This is a genomic window from Marinobacter sp. M3C (assembly GCF_023311895.1).
Classification (GTDB): domain Bacteria; phylum Pseudomonadota; class Gammaproteobacteria; order Pseudomonadales; family Oleiphilaceae; genus Marinobacter.
Window position 1 is genome coordinate 1,788,771 of record NZ_CP092284.1, and the last position, 19,610, is coordinate 1,808,380.

Below are 19,610 nucleotides of genomic sequence, written 5' to 3' on the forward strand. Positions count from 1 at the left end.
AAAGCGAGACTGTGTGTATGAACCCGCGCGCTTATAGAAGCGCGGCATGACACTTACTTCATGTGAATTAATGCCGGAACTGCTAAGCTTTGCGGGTTTTTCTCCCAAGCTTAACCACTCGGAGCACGCTGAGCCAGCTATGACTAACAAGCGCCTTGCCCACCCCGCCATTGCCGGCCTATTGGCCGCTATTCTGCTAACCGCCGGCTGCGCAGGGGTTGATCTGCAGTCCCAGGTCGTTGACACACCAGCGCAAGCTCTGGAACTGGCCAGCCAGGAGCGCAATCAAGATACAGCACAACGCTACCTGCTGCGCATCGCCAGCCGCTTTCAGCAGCAGGGTGATCATCAGGGAGCGCGCAAGCTACTGCAAAGCGGGCAATTGGCGCAACCCCTACCCAAGCTGGCCAGCCAGAAACGATTATTGGCCATGAACGGCGCGGTGACGCTTAAAGACCAAACGTGGGCGCAGCAGATTATCGCAAACCTGAGCATCAACAGCTTTATGGAGGTAACGCCAGAGCTGCTTAATCGCGCCGGTAGCCTGCAGGCGCAGACGCTCGCGCTGGCGGGCGATCCGCTAAAAGCCGCCAAAACCTTGATCGCCCTGGCCCAAGCTGACAGCAGCGCCAACGCACAACCGCTGCACGATCGCATCTGGCAATTGTTAAAAACTGTCAGCGACACACAACTTAGTAGCGCCGACAGTCGCGAAATAGGCTACGAGACCCAAGGCTGGCTGGAACTGACAACACAGGTGAGATTACCAGGTATGGGCTTCGACGAGCAGGGCCGGACTATCCGGCGCTGGCAGTCAAACTGGCCAGGTCATCCTGCGGCCCAGCTTCTGCCCTCTGAGCTGAAGCTGATTGCCGGCCTTGCGGCCAGCCGGCCTGAGCAGATTGTTCTGGCACTGCCCTTGAATGGCCCACTGACTACCGCCGGTAAAGCCATACGAGACGGTTTTCTGGCTGCTTACTTCAGCGATACATCCGTTGACCGCGAAGCCACGCGAATACGGGTTGTCGACAGCAAACAGAAGCCTTTTGGGGAATTGTATCAAGAACTGGCGAAGCAACCAGTAGACCTGTTGGTAGGCCCGCTGGATAAAGACGCTCTGGCCGAACTGGGCAAATTGCCCAGTCTACCCCTGCAAACACTGGCCCTTAACTATCTGCCCCCGGGCGTCAGTGCCCCCGCAGGACTGTACCAGTTTGGCTTGTCCGCTGAAGATGAAGCCCGGCAAATTGCGGATCGGCTGGGCGCCGAAGGGCTTAAACGCATACTGGTGATCATTCCCAGTGGCGAATGGGGCAACCGCGTAGAAGCCGCCTTAATCGAACAGATGGCCAAACATAGCGGGCGCGTTATTGGCAGCCAGAGGTTTTTGCGAGAGGACAACCTGCGCGCGGTTACTGCCGACCTGCTGGGCATCAACACTTCCCGCGACCGCGCTATTGATGTGGAACGTACCATAGGCCTCAATATTGAGTTCGAAGCGCGGCGTCGCCAAGATGCCCAAGCCATTGTGATGGTGGCCGAGCCCGATACCGCACGTCAACTGAACCCCCTGTTTGCGTTTTATTTCGCCGGCGATCTGCCTGTTTACGCACCCTCTATTGTTTATGCGGGCACCTCTGCGCCTGGCCGCGACCGCGACCTGAACGGAGTGACATTTACCGACATACCCTGGGTGCTGGATGAAAAAAATCCTCTCCGGGATGAAGCCGGCAGCCAGCTTCCAGACGCCACGCGCGGACAGCTCGGCCGCCTGTTTGCCATGGGCGCAGACGCTTGGCACCTAAGCAAACGCCTGCCCCTGCTTAAGCAGGTTTCAGAAGCCACTATTGACGGTCAAACCGGTGTACTGACAATGACGCCGTCCGGCAGTATTCGCCGTTATCAGCGCTGGGCCCGCTTTAGTTCCGGCAACGTCGAACTGCTGCCAGCAATACCTGCCAGCTTACCCAAGGCAGAAACCGACGCCAACCAGCCCCAGGCCAAGCCGGCGATTGCCGGGGGCGCACTCTGATCACCTGACAAAGGACAGCCAAAGCCATGGATGGCAAACGCAAAATCGGCGATTACTACGAAGGGGTAGCTGCACGCTACCTGGCCAGTTATGGTGTAAAAATTCTGGCGCGAAATGTTTACAATCGCGGTGGAGAAATCGACCTGATCGGCCAGGATGGAACAACATTGGTCTTTTTTGAGGTCCGTTATCGCCGCGCCGGCAGCTTGGTCGGAGCGGCTGAATCTATTACCTGGCGTAAACAGCAACGCCTGATTCAAGCGGCGCGCTTTTATTTGCACCGCCACCAACTGAGCAATACCGACAGCCGTATTGACGTTATCGCTATTGGTCCCGGTAGCTTAAAAAAATACCGGGTACAATGGCTTAAAAACGCACTACAGGCAGGATGATTTCAACCCATGACCGATTCTGCACAAGAGATCAACCAGCGGTTTGCCAGCCATATGGAACATACCGCTATGGCAGCAAGTATGGCCACCGAAAATATTGAAGCCATGGCTGACGCTTTTGTAAATGTATTATTACAAGACGGAAAAATCGTGACCTGCGCCAACGGCAGCGCCAACGTGGTAGCGCAGTATTTTTGCACCGCATTTCTGAACCGCTTCGAACAAGACCGCCCCGCCTTACCGGCTATCAATCTGGGCTCAGACGCCACTACCTACTCGGCAATCTGTCGGGACAACCGCTTTAACGACACTTTCTCGCGCCAGATCCGCGCCGTGGGCAAGCCCGGCGACCTTCTATTTCTAATTGTAGACGACGGCCACAAGGCGAATCTTATTCAAGCCATTCAGGCCGCACACGATCGTGACATGAGTGTTGCCGTATTGAGCGCCCATGAAAAATCCGATATTACGTCTTTGTTGGATCCGCAAGATCATGAAATCGCACTGAATAATCTCAGCCCAAGCGATGCCATGCCGATACTAATGCTGCTCATCAACGTTCTGTGTGCCAGAGTTGACAGTAAGCTGTTCGGTGGTTAATAACGGCCAATGTCCCGTCTGACTAATTTGTAGACCGACTGAGCGCCTGAGTGCTCAAAAATTAGCCAGACGGGGCGCTAACGAATTTTAGCCAAAAAAAACCGCTGCACCCTCACTGTCAGAAGACAGGTTGAATAAAGCGGTTTTTACTTGCCAGAACATCAGCTTTTACGAGCGGATAACTCTATCTAACAACCTTCAGAGTCGGACGACCACTCGGGCGATCCTCCTTGGACTTGGAGCCATCGGCGTTACGGGGCTCACCTGCGCCATTCGGATCTGGCATGCCAGGTTCGGAACCAAACACCATACCTTCACCATTTTCTTTGGCGTAAATAGCGATCACCGCCTGCAATGGCACAAATACTTGCATGGGCACACCACCAAAACGGGCGTTGAATTCCAAAGCACTATTGCCAATAACCAGAGACTTGACAGCACCAGGGCTGATATTGAGCACGATCTGGCCATTCGCCACGTGCTCATTCGGAACTTGCACACCTTGGATCCCGGCGTCAACCACGATGTAAGGCGTGCAATCGTTGTCCAGAACCCACTCGTTCAACGCTCGCACCAGATATGGGCGACTGGAGCTCATGGTAGTTTTTACATCGGCCACTGCGACTCTCCTGCTGCGACGACTGGCGTATTAATCACTGCTTAGCTACGAATGTCTTCTTCAAGGTCAGACAGACTGGCCTTAAAACCTTCGCGACTAAAAATACTCTTCATATACTTATCCAGCGGCTTAGCCTGCTTGTCGTCCAGCTCAATACCCAGAGCCGGCAAACGCCACAGAATCGGCGCAATACAGCAATCCACGATGGTAAATTCTTCCGACAGAAAAAACGGCATTTCACCGAATACCGGCGCAGTGGCCAGCAGGCTTTCGCGCAATTCCTTACGAGCGACTTCCGAAGCCTTGGCATTGGGCTGGGCCACAATCTGATCGACCTTGACACACCAGTCGCGCTGAATTCGATGAATCATCAGGCGGCTGTTAGCACGGGCGACCGGGTAAACCGGCAGCAACGGCGGATGAGGAAAACGCTCATCCAGATATTCCATCATGATATTGGGCTCGTAAAGCACAAGATCCCTATCCACCAGAGTCGGCAACGCGTTGTACGGGTTGAGGTCAGCAAGCTCGGCCGGAGGGTTATCCGGATCTACATCTACGATATCAACGGTAACGCCCTTCTCAGCCAATACGATACGAACCCTGTGGCTATACTGGCTCGCGGGGTCTGAAAAAAACGTCATCGACGACCGCTTGGTCACAACGCCCATAGCACTACCTCATGATTGATCAAAAAAATTGGCCCTGAAAAACAAAAAAAGCCCAGCGAGCCAATCATGACTCGCTAAAGCTCAGGGCTGTTAATTATACCCTATTTCTCAGTGTATATCCTTCCAGTACTCGCGGTTGAGCAGGTAGGCGAACACAAAGAAAATCGCGACGAAAATCAGCACAAAAACACCAAGGCGTTCACGCTCAACCTTAACCGGATCTGCCATGTAAGACATGAAATTGGTCAGGTCATATATGGCGCTGTCAAACTCTGCCGACGACATACTGCCCTTGGTGGCATAGCTGGGGCAGATGTCTGCGTTATTGACATTACCACTGAGCGGCTCAACCGACGCTTCCACGCCAATATTTGGCTTGACCGCGCACAAACCCTGTAGCTCAACCAATACGTGGGGCATACCCACGTTGGCGAATACCACGTTGTTTACGCCTAGCGGGCGGCTGTCGTCTTTGTAAAACCCACGCAGATAAGAATATACCCAGCTCTCACCACGCAGGCGAGTTTCCAACGTCAGATCCGGAGGCGGCGCACCAAACCAGCCAGCGGCCATATCCTTGTTCATAGCGTTTTTCATCAGTTCACCGATATTTGCACCGGTGAAAATTAGATTTTCCGTGTACAGATCAACCGGAATTTCCAGATCGTCCGCCACGCGTTTGTAGCGGGCGTATTCCATGGAATGACAGCCCATGCAATAGTTAGTGAACATTGCCACACCGCGCTGCAATGACGCTTTATCGGTGTGATCGGTTTTGATGTGGTCCAGTGGCACGGCGCCACCCGCTGCCAGCCCAAGTGCCGGCAGGATGACCATGAAAAGACCAAGAATCAGCTTTTTCATTATCCTGTCACCCTCTCTGGAACTGGCTTGGTTTTCTCCATGCGCGTATAGAACGGCATAAGAATGAAGAAAAGGAAGTAACACACGGTCAGAATCTGAGCGGCTATGGTACGGCCTTCAGTCGTCGGTACCAGGCCAAGATAACCCAGAATAACGAAGCTGATGACAAAAACAGCCAACGCCACACGGCTCATCCAGCCTTTATAACGCATGGAACGAACCGGGCTACGGTCCAGCCAAGGCACAACAAACAGTATGGCGATTGCACCACCCATCACCACTACGCCCCAAAACTTTGCAGACAGCCCCAGTAAGTCAACGGTTACCGCACGCAACATCGCGTAAAATGGCGTGAAGTACCATACCGGAGCAATGTGCGCAGGCGTTTTCAACGGATTGGCAGGCTCAAAGTTCGGCGCTTCGAGGAATAGACCGCCCATTTCAGGGAAGAAGAACACCACAATAAAGAAAATGAACAGAAATACGCCTACACCCATCAAATCATGCACGGTGTAGTACGGGTGGAACGGAATACCGTCTTTCGGAATGCCATTTTCGTCTTTGTTCTTCTTGATGTCGATGCCATCAGGGTTGTTCGAACCCACTTCGTGCAGTGCCAGGATGTGCAGCACTACTAGTCCAAGCAAAACGATAGGCAGGGCCACAACGTGCAGAGCGAAGAAGCGGTTCAAGGTAATACCAGAGATCAGGTAATCACCACGAATCCACAGCGACAAGTCTTCACCAATCACCGGAATAGCACCAAACAGGTTCACGATAACCTGCGCGCCCCAATAGGACATCTGTCCCCAAGGAAGCAAGTATCCCATGAAGGCTTCAGCCATCAGCACCAAGTAAATCAGCATGCCAAACAGCCAGATCAGCTCACGGGGCTTCTGGTACGAGCCATACAAAAGACCGCGGAACATGTGCAGGTAGACAACAATGAAAAACGCGGAAGCGCCGGTAGAGTGCAGATAACGCAACAGCCAGCCCCACTGTACATCACGCATGATGTATTCCACCGAGGCAAAAGCGCCTTCGCCGGAGGGATTGTAACTCATGGTCAGCCAAATACCGGTAACGAGCTGATTAACCAACACCACCATGGCCAAAAAACCGAAGAAGTACCAAAAGTTGAAGTTCTTCGGCGCGTAATATTTCGCCAGGTGTTTGTTCCAGGCTTCAACAATTGGGAGACGTTCATCTACCCACTGCACTAGCTTTGACATTACGCAACCTCCGGATCAAGACCAAGGGTAATGGTCGTGTCGTCATCGTACCGATAAGGCGGAACCTCAAGGTTCAGGGGTGCAGGCTGCGCATCGTAAACGCGGCCGGCCAAGTCGTAGCGGGAGCCGTGACAGGGGCAAAACAAACCGCCCAACCACTCTTTACCCAGATCGGACGGAGCTAACTCGGGCCGATACGTCGGTACACAACCCAAATGGGTACACAAGCCCACCAGAACAGCGATCTCTGGTTTTATTGAACGAAAAACGTCCTGGGCGTATGCCGGTTGCTGTTCAGACTCCGACTGGGGATCTTTCACCTGGTCGCTGAGCTTTTCAATATTATCCAGCATCTCTTGTGTACGACGGATAATCCACACCGGTTTACCCCGCCACGCCACAGTGATCTGCTGACCCGGCTCAACTTTTTCAATATTGACAGTTACCGGTGCGCCCGCAGCTTCCGCTTTGGCACTGGGATTCCAGGACGCCACGAAGGGCACTGCAGCACCAACAATCCCAACCCCGCCGACCGCAGCCGTAGCACCGACTAAAAACCGACGCCGACCATGGCTCACGTCGCCATTTTTCATTATGGTTTTCTCCCATCAGGCGATGACACACCGCAAACATTGCGGCAATGCGCATCTAAAAGGACTTCACAACCCAAGATTATAAGCGCACAAATAGTAATGAAATTACCACTTCCTTACAAGTCGGAAAGCCGCTACAGCGGCTTCTTACCATGCGCCAAGTCAATTTGGTTGCGAGTTACACAGGCGAAAAAAAACCCGACAATAAGCCGGGTTTTTGTGTCTGCTCCAGCAAAAAATTAACGCTTGGAGAACTGAGGACGCTTACGCGCCTTACGCAGACCCACTTTCTTACGCTCAACTTCACGGGCATCACGGGTTACATAACCCGCTTTGCGCATGGCTGGACGCAATGTTTCGTCGTATTCCATCAGAGCGCGTGTCAGACCGTGGCGAATAGCGCCGGCCTGACCACTGATACCACCGCCTTTTACCGTGACGTTGATATCAAAACGATCCACAGACTCGGCAACAACCAAAGGCTGACGCACGATCATACGCAAGGTTTCGCGACCGAAGAATTCTTCGATGGTGCGACCGTTGATGGAAATACTACCGCTTCCAGGCTTGATAAAAACACGAGCCGTTGAGGTTTTGCGGCGACCGGTACCGTAATTTTGTGCTACAGACATATCCGCCTTCCGTTAAATGTCGAGTTCTTTGGGCTGCTGGGCTGCGTGAGGATGCTCAGCGCCGGCATAGGTTTTCAGCTTCAGGAACATGGCGCGACCAAGCGGACCCTTCGGAAGCATGCCTTTGACAGACTTCTGGATGATTTGCTCAGGGGCCTTTTCGATCAACTTCTCAAAGCTGATGGACTTGATTCCACCCGGAAAGCCGGTATGGCTGTAGTACATCTTGTCAGATGCCTTTTTGCCGGTAACCCGCACTTGGCTGGCGTTGATAACAATAATATAATCGCCAGTGTCTACATGGGGGGTGTACTCAGGCTTATGCTTGCCCCGCAGACGAAGGGCGATTTCGGTTGAAAGACGACCCAGCGTCTTGCCGGCTGCGTCTACAACGTACCAGTCACGTTTTACAGTTTCTGGTTTCGCACTCAGAGTCTTCATTGATTCCGCCTTGAACGCTATAAAATAATCGTTAAAATCTGCTTTACGCTGAAAATAACAGCAGCAGATTTCTCTACCTGTTGGTTGCGCTGAACTGTTCGGGGCTGAGACAGTATCAACGCCTTGAAAAGCCAGGTCGCGAAGTATACTTTAGGCCGCAAAAAAATCCAACCCCGATATCGTCAGTTTCGGTAATCACCCAGTTGCGACCGAAAAAGCTCCGCTTGTAGCGCAGAACCATAGAGTCGACAGCTATTTTCGAGCAGGACAGCTGCTAATTCGGGCTCGGCTACGCCACGCAGTAGGGCTAGTTCTCGCAGTATATCCGGCAGATACTGCGGAGAGTTCTGGCCGTGCCGAACACCGGCCGGTGCCATATCAGGTGCGTCTGTCTCTAGAACCAACGCAGAGGCCGGGACACGCGTTAACGTGTCGCGTGTTTTACCGCCTTTGGCGTGAGTAATCACACCACCCACCCCTAACATACAGCCCAAATCTATCAATTTTACAGCTTGCTGATAGCTACCGGAAAAGCCGTGAACCAACGCATTACCCGTCCAATTCGCCGCTTTTAATACCTCGACAACCTCATCATGAGCTTTAACGGAATGGATCACCAGCGCTCTCCGATACTCGGCGGCAATTCTCACCTGAGCTTCAAACCATGGCATCTGTTCGCTCAGGCTACCCCGAAGCCGATCTAGCCCGCACTCACCAACACCCACACATAGCTCGCTCGCGTTAGCCAAGCGGCCCCGCAACCGCTGCAGATCCTCAGGGCCATGTTCGTCAATATACCAAGGGTGAATACCCAAACAGTAAAAAACACCAGAATGAGCCATAGCGACTTGCTGTACTTTCGGCCAATCGGCGCAGCGAACGCCAGGTATCACCAGCCCGCCAATGCCCTGCCCACGCAATTCGCCCATCAATTGCTCGCGCCGCCCGTCAAACTGGGGGAAATCGAAATGACAATGGACGTCAACCAGCATCACGTCGGCCTCTGAACCGAATAGCAACGGGTAAAATCAATGCTCCCGGGTTTTATGGAACTCCACGTCGGGATACCGCTCTTGAGCCAAGCTCAAATTCACCATGGTAGGCGCAATGTACGCTAGCTGATTAGCGCCATCGAGGGCCAGGTTGTCGTTATTCTTGCGTTTAAACTCGTCCAGCTTGCGCTCGTCAGTGCAGGTTACCCAGCGCGCCGTGGATACATTAATCGGCTCGTAAATGGCCTCTACCTTATATTCGGTTTTCAGACGACTAACCACTACGTCAAACTGCAGCACCCCAACAGCACCAACTATCAAATCGTTGTTGCGCAGCGGGCGGAATAGCTGAACAGCGCCCTCTTCTGACAGTTGAATCAGCCCTTTTTGCAGCTGTTTGGCTTTTAGCGGATCTTTCAAGCGGATGCGGCGGAACAGTTCAGGCGCAAAGTTTGGGATACCGGTAAATTTCATGTCGGCACCGGAGGTAAAGGTGTCCCCCAGCTGAATCGTACCGTGGTTGTGCAAACCAATAATATCACCCGCAAACGCCTCCTCTGCGCGCTCCCGGTCTCCGGCCATAAAGGTAAGCGCATCAGAAAAGCGCACATCTTTGCCTAGCCGCACGTGGCGCGCTTTCATTCCTGGCGCATACTGGCCTGAAACTATCCGTAAAAAGGCAACGCGGTCGCGGTGCTGTGGGTCCATGTTGGCCTGTATTTTAAATACGAAACCAGAAAAACTTTCATCCACCGGCTGCACCAGGCACTGGTCGGTTTGCCTCGGCTGTGGCGCAGGCGCCCATTCCACAAGCCCATCCAGCATGTGATCAACTCCGAAATTTCCCAGTGCGGTGCCAAAAAATACCGGCGTTAACTCTCCGGCCAGAAAAGCCTGCTGGTCGAATTGGTGAGACGCGCCCTTCACCAACTCTACCTCGTCACGCAGTTCTGCGGCATAGCCACCCAGGGCGGCCTCAAGCTCGGGATTGTCGAGACCTTTTATAATTCGCTCATCCTGAATCATATGGCCTTGCCCAGTGTGATACAAAATCACTTCATCCCGCAGCAGGTGGTACACCCCTTTAAAGCTCTTTCCCATGCCGATAGGCCAGGTAATGGGCGCACAGGCGATATTGAGAACCCTTTCGACTTCGTCCATCAGATCTACCGGATCACGGGTCTCTCGATCCAGTTTGTTCATGAACGTAATGATGGGCGTATCTCGCAGGCGCGTCACTTCCATCAACTTGATGGTGCGCGCCTCAACACCTTTGGCGCTGTCTATGACCATCAGGCAGGAGTCTACGGCTGTCAGGGTACGGTAGGTGTCTTCGGAAAAGTCTTCGTGTCCCGGTGTATCCAGCAGGTTGATCAAACTGCCGTGGTAGGGAAATTGCATCACCGAGGTGGTGACGGAAATGCCCCGCTCCTTTTCCATTTCCATCCAGTCTGATTTGGCATGCTGGCCCGATTTTTTGCCTTTTACAGTGCCTGCCCTTTGAATAGCCTTACCGAACAGCAACACCTTTTCAGTAATAGTGGTTTTACCGGCGTCCGGGTGGGAAATAATCGCGAAAGTGCGACGGTTAGCCACTTCCGTTGAGAGCTGGGAAGGATTCGACATAGTATCAAAACGACCTGAATAGATAGTAACAAGACAACCTGAATAGAAAGTGCTGAGAAGGGCATCATTATAGGGCTTAAGGCGTTTATACGCGAACCCCGGTGCAGTGGCTTAGAGCAAACAGGGGCGCGTCATCACCCGAGCGTTTTCACGGCCATTGGTCGCAGGGTAATAATCCGGGCGCACACCAACCTGATCAAAACCCTCAGAGCAATACAAGCGATAGGCGTGCCGATTGCTATGGCGAACCTCCAGCAGCAACAGCTGCATACCGTCGTGGCCGGACTGCGCAATCAGATACTGTAACAGCCGCCGTGCGACACCCAGGCTGCGTGCCGCGGGTGCTACGCAAAGATTCAGTAGGTGAGCTTCATCGTACTGATAGGTCACCACCGCGTAGCCGGCAAGCTCACCATTACGGCGCGCCGCCCACAGTTTATAAGTGGACTTAAAGCAATCTTCAAAGATACCTGCGGACCAGGGATTGGAATGGCAGCCGCGCTCTATTTCAAGGATTGCCGGCAGCTCTTCCGGAGTCAAGGTGTCTATGACGAGGTCGCCCTGAGCCACCTGCTGATACGCCTTAGTTCGGTCTCCCATGACTCAGCTCACCCATTCCCTGATGGCACTCCACAGGTCCCTCTTGTACTGAGACTGCGCTGCAAGTTCGGCAAGACTGAACCTGAACGCCATCAGCGGCTTTTTTACTGTCGGCAATGCTTCTGCTAGCCAGGACGGCACGGGGCCCCCGGCATGATCAGCGCTTAAACGGTCGTCAACATTCACACCCAGTACGATCAGATGTTGGGCGTTCAAGCCGGATAAAATCGGTTTCAGAACGCCCACCAGATCCTGCGGCTGGTTGCCAGGCACCAGAAGGTTGTTAAACACCGGCCAGTTTACGGTTACGCTCTCACTCGACTCTTTTTCGCCGAGGCTTCGCAAAATATTGTGCGCAAGCGCTTGTTGCAACTTGACACTGGCGTCGTTCGAGAGTGCCGCTATCAGGCTGACATTACGGCCCTGCCACAACGCCAGGGTAACCTTTAGCGGATCAGCTGTTGGCACAACCTGGTCGGAATTGCGGGTTGTTGGCGAGAGCGCCGCTGGCAAAGGCGCGATTTCCACCGCCGGCGACGCATCCGTCACCGGGGCAGACGTCTGATCAGGAGTCAAACGGGTGCTGGCAAGAATATCTTCTACCGGCTTGGGGCGGCGATCAGGCTGGGATGCCTCGGTTTTTCCCGCTTTCATCAGCGACTGCAGATCAGCAATGCGGGCAGCCGCCGCAGGATCTGCCCGGCGCAACGGTTTGGCTTTAGGTAAGTGGGCCGAAGAAGGCGCGTGAATGGGCGCAGAAGGGTTCCCGGCAGGCATTGGCAACACTGGAGTCGTTGGAGCGCGCTCTAACGGAAACACGAATTCAGGGCTAGGCGCAGCACCCGGCAGCGGCTCGCGAGCATACCAGAGCTGCACACCGGCCATCGCCAAATAAAATTGCCGTTCCGCTTCGTGGGTCCGCATTAACATCCTGCCAAATTATTCAAACGTGTCTTAATAACTTTTATACATCAGCTTCTTGCGGATGGTGCCGTATACCGCCCGCACTGATCAAATTCAACGCTGCTATGTAAGCTTTGGCCGAAGCAATAATGATGTCAGTGTCTGCACCTACGCCGTTAACGATGCGACCACCGCGCTCAAGACGTACCGTAACCTCGCCCTGTGAATCGGTACCGCTGGTAATGTTGTTCACCGAGTAGACCTGAAGCTTGCAACCGGAATCCACCAATGACTCAATGGCTTTGAATGTCGCATCTACCGGGCCACTGCCTTCGGCCTGCACACTGTGCTCTTTGTCATCCATGGTGATCGTCAGATCGGCTTTCGGAATCACACCCGTTTCCGAGCACACTTTCATGCACACCAATCCGAAGCGCCCTAACTGATCTTTTTGACGGGTGTTGCTGGCAATCGCCTGCAAGTCTTCGTCAAAAATTTCGTGCTTCAGATCCGCGAGAGCTTTGAAGCGGGCAAACGCCTCATTCAACTCGGTTTCGGTGCCAAACTGGATGCCGAGCTCTAACAACCGCGTACGGAATGCATTACGGCCGGAGTGCTTGCCCATCACCAAGCTGTTGGTGTGCCAGCCAACGTCTTCAGCCCTCATAATTTCATAGGTTTCGCGGTGCTTGAGTACGCCGTCCTGGTGAATACCGGACTCGTGGGCAAAGGCGTTGGCGCCTACGATCGCTTTGTTAGGCTGTACCGGGAAACCGGTAATGGTCGACACTAAGCGGGAAGCCGGCACTATGTGAGTAGCGTCTATGCGGGTATCAAGATTGAAGTAGTCCTGACGAGTACGCACCGCCATCACAATCTCTTCCAAGGAGGCGTTACCGGCGCGCTCACCTAGACCGTTAATGGTGCATTCAACCTGGCGTGCGCCCTGAGATACAGCTGCCAAAGAGTTGGCGACGGCAAGCCCCAAGTCATTGTGGCAATGAACCGAGAAAATAGCCTTGTCGGCGTTGGGGATGCGATTCAACAACTGGGCCATGGTATTGCCGAATTGATGGGGTATAGCGTAACCCACGGTGTCCGGAATATTGATGGTTGTAGCGCCTGCGTCAATCGCCGCTTCAATAATGCGGCATAGAAAATCCAACTCGGAACGACCCGCGTCTTCACAAGAAAACTCCACATCAGCAACGTGATTGCGCGCGCGTTTAACCGCACGGACGGCCTGCTCCACCACCTCGTCAGGCGACATATTCAGCTTGTGCTTCATATGGATAGGGGACGTAGCTATAAATGTGTGAATGCGACTGCAATTTGCCGGGCGCACAGCCTCGGCAGCCCGATCAATGTCACCATCAATGGCACGAGCCAGGCTGCATATTATGGAGTCTTTGATGGTTTCCGCGATTCCTTTGATTGCCTCGAAATCGCCCTGGCTGGCTATGGCAAAGCCGGCTTCAATGACGTCAACACGCAGTTTTTCCAATGCTTTGGCAATACGCAGCTTTTCGGCCTTGTTCATGGTGGCGCCGGGGCTTTGCTCGCCATCGCGCAGAGTGGTGTCAAATATGACGAGGTGATCGTTGGCAGGCATGCAGCAACTCCATCAGGCTTATTGGGCTTTGGTCTGGCAGTATACCACCGGGACAGATTTCACGAATAGGGGACAGACTAGGGACGGATTTGAAATCCGTCCCTGTTTTGGGCTGGTTTCGTTTTTGTCAGGCAAAAAAAAGCCCCGGCAGCGTGAGCTGTCGGGGCTTTTAGCAATAAGAGTCTGACGATGACCTACTCTCACATGGACGAACCACACTACCATCGGCGCAGGCTTGTTTCACTTCTGAGTTCGGGATGGGATCAGGTGGTACCAAGCCGCTATAGTCGTCAGACAAAACGGTTGATCACTGGGGGATGAGATAGAACGCTGGCTTTTTAGGGCCGTGATACGATTTTTTCGTTGCGATATCCGCAATTGTCTTGGGTGTTATATAGTCAAGCCGCACGAGCAATTAGTATCGGTTAGCTCAACGCCTCGCAGCGCTTACACACCCGACCTATCAACGTCCTGGTCTTGAACGGCTCTTCAGGGGCCTCTAGGGCCCAGGGAGATCTCATCTTGGAAGGGGCTTCCCGCTTAGATGCTTTCAGCGGTTATCCTATCCGAACATAGCTACCGGGCAATGCCACTGGCGTGACAACCCGAACACCAGAGGTTCGTCCACTCCGGTCCTCTCGTACTAGGAGCAGCTTTCCTCAAATCTCCAACGTCCACGGCAGATAGGGACCGAACTGTCTCACGACGTTCTAAACCCAGCTCGCGTACCACTTTAAATGGCGAACAGCCATACCCTTGGGACCGGCTTCAGCCCCAGGATGTGATGAGCCGACATCGAGGTGCCAAACACCGCCGTCGATGTGAACTCTTGGGCGGTATCAGCCTGTTATCCCCGGAGTACCTTTTATCCGTTGAGCGATGGCCCTTCCATACAGAACCACCGGATCACTATGACCTACTTTCGTACCTGCTCGACGTGTCTGTCTCGCAGTCAAGCGGGCTTGTGCCATTACACTAACCGTACGATGTCCGACCGTACTTAGCCCACCTTTGTGCTCCTCCGTTACGCTTTAGGAGGAGACCGCCCCAGTCAAACTACCCACCACACAGTGTCCTCATCCCCGATAAGGGGACAGAGTTAGAACCTCAAACATGCCAGGCTGGTATTTCAAGGTTGGCTCCACGCAAACTGGCGTTCACGCTTCAATGCCTCCCAGCTATCCTACACAAACATGTTCAAAGTTCACTGTGAAGCTATAGTAAAGGTTCACGGGGTCTTTCCGTCTAGCCGCGGATACACCGCATCTTCACGGCGATTTCAATTTCACTGAGTCTCGGGTAGAGACAGCGCCCCCATCGTTACGCCATTCGTGCAGGTCGGAACTTACCCGACAAGGAATTTCGCTACCTTAGGACCGTTATAGTTACGGCCGCCGTTTACCGGGGCTTCGATCAAGAGCTTCTCCCTAAGGATAACCCCATCAATTAACCTTCCGGCACCGGGCAGGCGTCACACCGTATACGTCCACTTTCGTGTTTGCACAGTGCTGTGTTTTTAATAAACAGTCGCAGGGGCCTGGTATCTTCGACTGGCTTCTGCTCAACCCGCGAGGGGTGTCACATACCACCAGCGTGCCTTCTCCCGAAGTTACGGCACCATTTTGCCTAGTTCCTTTACCCGAGTTCTCTCAAGCGCCTTGGTATTCTCTACCTGACCACCTGTGTCGGTTTGGGGTACGGTCTCAAATCACCTGAAGCTTAGAAGATTTTCCTGGAAGCATGGCATCAATAACTTCCCGCCACATGGGCAGTCGTCATCACGTCTCAGAATTGAGGACCCGGATTTGCCTAAGTCCCCTCCCTACACGCTTAAACCGGGACGACCGTCGCCCGGCTTACCTAGCCTTCTCCGTCTCTCCATCGCAGTGATTCAAGGTACGGGAATATTAACCCGTCTCCCATCGATTACACCTTTCGGTCTCACCTTAGGGGCCGACTCACCCTGCGCCGATTAGCGTTGCGCAGGAACCCTTGGTCTTCCGGCGTGCGAGTTTTTCACTCGCATTGTCGTTACTCATGTCAGCATTCGCACTTCTGATACCTCCAGCAAGCTTCTCAACTCACCTTCGCAGGCTTACAGAACGCTCCCCTACCCCGCATACACAGTATGCAGCCGCAGCTTCGGTATCCAGTTTGAGCCCCGTTACATCTTCCGCGCAGGCCGACTCGACTAGTGAGCTATTACGCTTTCTTTAAAGGATGGCTGCTTCTAAGCCAACCTCCTAGCTGTCTGAGCCTTCCCACATCGTTTCCCACTTAACTGGAATTTTGGGACCTTAGCTGGCGGTCTGGGTTGTTTCCCTCTTCACGACGGACGTTAGCACCCGCCGTGTGTCTCCCGGATAGTACTCACAGGTATTCGGAGTTTGCATCGGGTTGGTAAGTCGGGATGACCCCCTAGCCGAAACAGTGCTCTACCCCCTGTGGTATTCGTCCGAGGCGCTACCTAAATAGCTTTCGGGGAGAACCAGCTATCTCCGGGCTTGATTAGCCTTTCACTCCGATCCACAAGTCATCCCCTGGCTTTTCAACGACAGTGGGTTCGGTCCTCCAGTTGATGTTACTCAACCTTCAACCTGCTCATGGATAGATCGCCCGGTTTCGGGTCTATGCCCAGCGACTAATTCGCCCTATTCAGACTCGGTTTCCCTACGGCTCCCCTAAACGGTTAACCTCGCCACTGAACATAAGTCGCTGACCCATTATACAAAAGGTACGCCGTCACAGAACAAGTCTGCTCCGACTGCTTGTACGCATACGGTTTCAGGATCTATTTCACTCCCCTCACAGGGGTTCTTTTCGCCTTTCCCTCACGGTACTGGTTCACTATCGGTCAGTCAGGAGTATTTAGCCTTGGAGGATGGTCCCCCCATGTTCAGACAAGGTTTCTCGTGCCCCGTCCTACTCGATTTCACTAGACTCAGGTTTCGGATACAGGGCTATCACCCACTATGGCGGCACTTTCCAGAGCCTTCTCCTACCAGTTGTCTAGCTTAAGGGCTAGTCCCCGTTCGCTCGCCGCTACTTAGGGAATCTCGGTTGATTTCTTTTCCTCGGGGTACTTAGATGTTTCAGTTCTCCCGGTTCGCCTCTTACACCTATGTATTCAGTGTAAGATACCCGACCTAGATCGGGTGGGTTTCCCCATTCAGAAATGTCCGGATCACAGCTCGTTTGCCAGCTCCCCGAACCTTATCGCAGGCTTCCACGTCTTTCATCGCCTCTGACTGCCTAGGCATCCACCGTATGCGCTTAGTTGCTTGACTATATAACCCCAAGACAACTGACTCCAAGAGGAACCACACATAGACATCCCAGCCGAAGCCAAGACGTTCCAGGTGGAACCGATTAGAGATAGTCACTCGAAGTCATACACAACCACTTCAACGACAACACCGGATAACGCTTGAAAAAATCGTTATCACTTGAACACTTCCCTCAAAGACCGTAGAGGAAAGCATTCGTGTTCTATCTCATCCAATTTGTTAAAGAGCAAATCTGACCCAGTGATCAGAAAGAAGGCCTTCAGACTTAGCGGACGCTAAACTGAAACACTTTTTTCTGTACACTGACCGAAGTCAGGGAATTCAGGGTAACCAAGTAACTCGTCATGCCTGTATAATGGTGGAGCTAAGCAGGATCGAACTGCTGACCTCCTGCGTGCAAGGCAGGCGCTCTCCCAGCTGAGCTATAGCCCCATTTTGGTGCTATTCCGATGAACCTCATCAGCTGAGGCTTACTCGGAAAATTGGGTTAACCTAGGCATCGTCGGGCGTGGCGTGCGAGTAGCACGTAAGTCCGGCGATAACGACGGGTAACACAATTTTGGTGGGTCTGGGTGGAGTTGAACCACCGACCTCACCCTTATCAGGGGTGCGCTCTAACCAACTGAGCTACAGACCCGGTTTTGCTTGTCTTCGAAGCGCCTGGTCTGCGTTGCAATCCTCGTTCAGTTGGTCACGTACTACAGTACGCTTCCGCCTTCGCTCAGCTTGCGCCTTGCCAATCGATTCGAATCCGGCGCCAAACCCCTGAGGGTTAAAACCGTCGGGCCTGAAAGACCCTTTGCTCTCTTTAATCAATCAACCAAGTAATTCGTGTGGACTCTGACCGAAGCGTTCGGCATCGTTTAAGGAGGTGATCCAGCCCCAGGTTCCCCTAGGGCTACCTTGTTACGACTTCACCCCAGTCATGAACCACACCGTGGTAATCGTCCTCCCGAAGGTTAGACTAACTACTTCTGGTGCAATCCACTCCCATGGTGTGACGGGCGGTGTGTACAAGGCCCGGGAACGTATTCACCGTGACATTCTGATTCACGATTACTAGCGATTCCGACTTCACGGAGTCGAGTTGCAGACTCCGATCCGGACTACGACGCGTTTTGTGAGATTGGCTCCCCCTCGCGGGTTTGCAGCCCTCTGTGCGCGCCATTGTAGCACGTGTGTAGCCCTGGCCGTAAGGGCCATGATGACCTGACGTCATCCCCACCTTCCTCCGGTTTGTCACCGGCAGTCTCCCTAGAGTTCTCAGCATTACCTGCTAGCAACTAGGGATAGGGGTTGCGCTCGTTACGGGACTTAACCCAACATCTCACGACACGAGCTGACGACGGCCATGCAGCACCTGTGTCAGAGTTCCCGAAGGCACCGATCCATCTCTGGAACGTTCTCTGCATGTCAAGGCCAGGTAAGGTTCTTCGCGTTGCGTCGAATTAAACCACATGCTCCACCGCTTGTGCGGGCCCCCGTCAATTCATTTGAGTTTTAACCTTGCGGCCGTACTCCCCAGGCGGTCAACTTAGTGCGTTAGCTGCGCCACTAAGGATTCAAGATCCCCAACGGCTAGTTGACATCGTTTACGGCGTGGACTACCAGGGTATCTAATCCTGTTTGCTCCCCACGCTTTCGCACCTCAGTGTCAGTGTTGGTCCAGGTAGCCGCCTTCGCCACTGGTGTTCCTTCCTATATCTACGCATTTCACCGCTACACAGGAAATTCCACTACCCTCTACCACACTCTAGCCATGCAGTTCGAAGTGCCGTTCCCAGGTTGAGCCCGGGGCTTTCACATCTCGCTTACATAACCACCTACGCGCGCTTTACGCCCAGTAATTCCGATTAACGCTTGCACCCTCCGTATTACCGCGGCTGCTGGCACGGAGTTAGCCGGTGCTTCTTCTGCGAGTGACGTCAATCCTCAAGAGTATTAATCTTAAGGCCTTCCTCCTCGCTGAAAGTGCTTTACAACCCGAAAGCCTTCTTCACACACGCGGCATGGCTGGATCAGGCTTGCGCCCATTGTCCAATATTCCCCACTGCTGCCTCCCGTAGGAGTTCGGGCCGTGTCTCAGTCCCGATGTGGCTGATCATCCTCTCAGACCAGCTACGGATCGTTGCCTTGGTAGGCCATTACCCCACCAACAAGCTAATCCGACTTAGGCTCATCTAATAGCGCAAGGTCCTCTCCGAAGAGCGGATCCCCTGCTTTCCCCCGTAGGGCGTATGCGGTATTAATCCGAGTTTCCCCGGGCTATCCCCCACTACTAGGCAGATTCCTAAGCATTACTCACCCGTCCGCCGCTCGACGCCTGGTAGCAAGCTACCATCGTTTCCGCTCGACTTGCATGTGTTAAGCCTGCCGCCAGCGTTCAATCTGAGCCATGATCAAACTCTTCAGTTTAAATCATACAAGATCCGAAGATCTTAAATCTGCTCAAGTACAAAAACTCAATTCTTGACGAGTCGTTGACTTGGTATTTCTTACCGAAATACTCCAGTC

Annotated in this window: 15 protein-coding genes, 2 tRNA genes and 3 rRNA genes; 3 read left to right on the top strand and 17 right to left on the bottom strand. The window is 53.4% G+C overall.

What is annotated here, in order from left to right; translation table 11 throughout:
- Positions 1–46: 46 nt before the first annotated feature.
- From MIH18_RS08280 to MIH18_RS08290, 3 genes are read left to right on the top strand one after another with little or no spacing between them, the layout of a single operon-like run.
- On the top strand, positions 47–2,032 hold the full coding sequence (locus tag MIH18_RS08280; protein WP_249014292.1) for a penicillin-binding protein activator: 1,986 nt from the start codon (positions 47–49) through the stop codon (positions 2,030–2,032).
- Between the two features lie 26 nt (positions 2,033–2,058).
- Positions 2,059–2,424: a YraN family protein gene (locus tag MIH18_RS08285; protein ID WP_249007704.1), complete on the top strand. Its 366-nt coding sequence runs from the start codon at positions 2,059–2,061 to the stop codon at positions 2,422–2,424.
- Between the two features lie 9 nt (positions 2,425–2,433).
- Positions 2,434–3,024 carry an SIS domain-containing protein gene (locus MIH18_RS08290; protein WP_249007703.1) on the top strand — a complete coding sequence of 197 codons (591 nt, stop codon included), beginning with the start codon at positions 2,434–2,436 and terminating at the stop codon, positions 3,022–3,024.
- Positions 3,025–3,208: 184 nt separating this feature from the next.
- Here the strand turns inward: MIH18_RS08290 and MIH18_RS08295 are convergent, their stop codons facing one another.
- The 17 genes from MIH18_RS08295 to MIH18_RS08375 all read right to left on the bottom strand — a co-directional run bounded on the left by MIH18_RS08295 (position 3,209) and on the right by MIH18_RS08375 (position 19,511).
- A complete protein-coding gene (locus tag MIH18_RS08295) occupies positions 3,209–3,622 on the bottom strand; it encodes a ClpXP protease specificity-enhancing factor (protein ID WP_249008939.1) in 414 nt (137 codons plus the stop codon).
- Between the two features lie 62 nt (positions 3,623–3,684).
- Positions 3,685–4,314 carry a glutathione S-transferase N-terminal domain-containing protein gene (locus MIH18_RS08300; RefSeq protein WP_007348967.1) on the bottom strand — a complete coding sequence of 210 codons (630 nt, stop codon included), beginning with the start codon at positions 4,312–4,314 and terminating at the stop codon, positions 3,685–3,687.
- Between the two features lie 108 nt (positions 4,315–4,422).
- Positions 4,423–5,178 carry a cytochrome c1 gene (locus MIH18_RS08305; protein WP_249007702.1) on the bottom strand — a complete coding sequence of 252 codons (756 nt, stop codon included), beginning with the start codon at positions 5,176–5,178 and terminating at the stop codon, positions 4,423–4,425.
- Positions 5,178–6,410: a cytochrome bc complex cytochrome b subunit gene (locus tag MIH18_RS08310; RefSeq protein WP_249007701.1), complete on the bottom strand. Its 1,233-nt coding sequence runs from the start codon at positions 6,408–6,410 to the stop codon at positions 5,178–5,180. Before MIH18_RS08310 ends, MIH18_RS08305 begins: the two co-directional genes overlap by 1 nt.
- Entirely contained in the window at positions 6,410–7,003 is a 594-nt protein-coding gene (gene petA / locus MIH18_RS08315) for a ubiquinol-cytochrome c reductase iron-sulfur subunit (protein WP_249007700.1), read from the bottom strand. The genes MIH18_RS08310 and petA overlap by 1 nt, the downstream gene beginning before the upstream one ends.
- Positions 7,004–7,242: 239 nt before the next feature.
- A complete protein-coding gene (gene rpsI / locus MIH18_RS08320) occupies positions 7,243–7,635 on the bottom strand; it encodes a 30S ribosomal protein S9 (protein WP_007348971.1) in 393 nt (130 codons plus the stop codon).
- A 12-nt stretch (positions 7,636–7,647) separates the two neighbouring features.
- The gene (gene rplM / locus MIH18_RS08325; protein ID WP_018404896.1) at positions 7,648–8,076 is read right to left on the bottom strand and encodes a 50S ribosomal protein L13; all 429 of its coding nucleotides are present in this window, start codon (positions 8,074–8,076) and stop codon (positions 7,648–7,650) included.
- 182 nt (positions 8,077–8,258) lie between these two features.
- Positions 8,259–9,068, bottom strand: coding sequence for a TatD family hydrolase (locus tag MIH18_RS08330; protein ID WP_249007699.1), 810 nt, complete (start codon positions 9,066–9,068; stop codon positions 8,259–8,261).
- Between the two features lie 36 nt (positions 9,069–9,104).
- The gene (gene prfC, locus MIH18_RS08335) at positions 9,105–10,694 is read right to left on the bottom strand and encodes a peptide chain release factor 3 (RefSeq protein WP_098419536.1); all 1,590 of its coding nucleotides are present in this window, start codon (positions 10,692–10,694) and stop codon (positions 9,105–9,107) included.
- 111 nt (positions 10,695–10,805) lie between these two features.
- Positions 10,806–11,294: a ribosomal protein S18-alanine N-acetyltransferase gene (gene rimI / locus MIH18_RS08340; protein ID WP_249007698.1), complete on the bottom strand. Its 489-nt coding sequence runs from the start codon at positions 11,292–11,294 to the stop codon at positions 10,806–10,808.
- Between the two features lie 3 nt (positions 11,295–11,297).
- Positions 11,298–12,218, bottom strand: coding sequence for a 2-isopropylmalate synthase (locus MIH18_RS08345; protein WP_249014293.1), 921 nt, complete (start codon positions 12,216–12,218; stop codon positions 11,298–11,300).
- Between the two features lie 40 nt (positions 12,219–12,258).
- Positions 12,259–13,809, bottom strand: a complete 1,551-nt coding sequence (locus MIH18_RS08350) for a 2-isopropylmalate synthase (protein WP_249014294.1) — start codon at positions 13,807–13,809, stop codon at positions 12,259–12,261.
- Between the two features lie 181 nt (positions 13,810–13,990).
- Positions 13,991–14,104: ribosomal RNA gene (gene rrf / locus MIH18_RS08355) — 5S ribosomal RNA — on the bottom strand.
- A 99-nt stretch (positions 14,105–14,203) separates the two neighbouring features.
- Positions 14,204–17,096 (bottom strand): 23S ribosomal RNA (locus MIH18_RS08360).
- Between the two features lie 356 nt (positions 17,097–17,452).
- Positions 17,453–17,528: transfer RNA gene (locus MIH18_RS08365), tRNA-Ala, on the bottom strand.
- Between the two features lie 128 nt (positions 17,529–17,656).
- Positions 17,657–17,733: transfer RNA gene (locus MIH18_RS08370), tRNA-Ile, on the bottom strand.
- A 227-nt stretch (positions 17,734–17,960) separates the two neighbouring features.
- A 16S ribosomal RNA gene (locus MIH18_RS08375) occupies positions 17,961–19,511 on the bottom strand.
- The 16S, 23S and 5S rRNA genes sit together here with 2 tRNA genes alongside, the layout of an rRNA operon.
- Positions 19,512–19,610 lie beyond the last annotated feature (99 nt).